Source organism: Microcoleus sp. B9-D4 (assembly GCF_036705105.1).
In the GTDB taxonomy this organism is placed as follows: Bacteria; Cyanobacteriota; Cyanobacteriia; order Cyanobacteriales; family Microcoleaceae; genus Microcoleus.
In genome coordinates this window covers 1-1211 of record NZ_JAUBTS010000177.1, presented here as the reverse complement: position 1 = coordinate 1211, position 1211 = coordinate 1, and the positions used below count along the sequence as shown (strand labels likewise).

Annotated in this window: 1 protein-coding gene; it reads left to right on the top strand. The window is 39.1% G+C overall.

Features of this window, described 5'->3' with window-relative positions; genetic code table 11:
- Positions 1–173 precede the first annotated feature (173 nt).
- A protein-coding gene (locus tag QUB24_RS33425; RefSeq protein WP_333157883.1) for an ISKra4 family transposase occupies positions 174–1211 on the top strand; the annotation gives its coding sequence in 2 pieces (ribosomal slippage) (positions 174–330 and positions 330–1211; 1039 coding nt annotated over the 2 pieces). This gene is flagged as partial in the annotation.

Sequence of the window (1211 nt, the reverse complement as noted above, 5' to 3'; positions counted from 1 at the left end):
GGGAGCATCCCGATTTTGTAAATATCCCAATAAATGATATAATTTTACATTTTTTAAACCAACGGCTTCCCCAAAAACTGCTATGGAAGCAACTACTAATTTTTTCTATGATTTAAGCGCTGTCTGAGCGCAAAAACCACGTACAATAAAGTAAATTGTTCTGGAGCATTATGATGAATCCTGAAGAGCGCGAACGGTTAAAAGCCTGTCATGATGAAATCGCCCAAATTTTATACCGAAACAGCCCCCCGGAATCTTTAGAGGACTTAGAGAGCATTGAACAGCACCTTAGACAACAATGGTTAGAGGTCATGGGACCCGATATTGCTTTTTTTTTATCAAAGCAGCAACCGGGACAGAAAAAGGACGAGAAAGGACCATAAATAGCTGTATCGGACCCCTAAAAATTACCGAAGACCAAGCGAAAAAATTAAAGGTTAAAAAATCGACAAGGCTCTCTCCGTTATTGGAAAAATGCTCTTTGAGAATGGCGGCGGTTTTGTCTTTTGAAAAAGCGGCAATTGAAGTGGGAGTTCAGACGGGTATTAAGATAGGTCATTCAGCTTTACACAGGTTAGTAAGCCAGAAAGAGTGGAGCGAACCAATCGCAGAATTATCAATAAAAGAAACTAGCGTTGATGGAGGTAAAGTTCGTGTGAGAGGTCAACAGGGAGAAGGGTCTCAATGGCTTGATTATAAAGCCGTCAGGCTTCATTCCAGTTTTTATGCTGCATATTTTCAAGAGAATGAAAGCTTAATTAATTTTGTAAATAATCAGCCTTTAAGTCCCCTCTTAACCTGTTTGGGAGATGGACATGATGGAATTTGGAATTTAATTAATAAATTTAATCCTCAAGGCAGACGGAGAGAAATCTTAGACTGGTTCCATCTAATGGAAAACTTGCACAAAGTAGGAGGGTCTAATAAACGACTGGAACAAGCTAGAAAATTGTTGTGGGAGGGCCAGGTAAATGAGACAATTAAGCTATTTGAATCCGTCGGTCGTCGCCCATCTGCTAATTTTTGTAAATACCTAACTAAACATCGTCATCGAATCGTAAATTATCAACTTTTATCCGAGGAAAATATTTGTTCAATTGGGTCAGGAGCCGTTGAATCAACGGTCAAACAGATTGATAGGCGATTAAAAATTTCGGGGGCTCAATGGTCGTTAAAAAATATTAGTCAAATGCTTAAGCTGAGGTGTACTT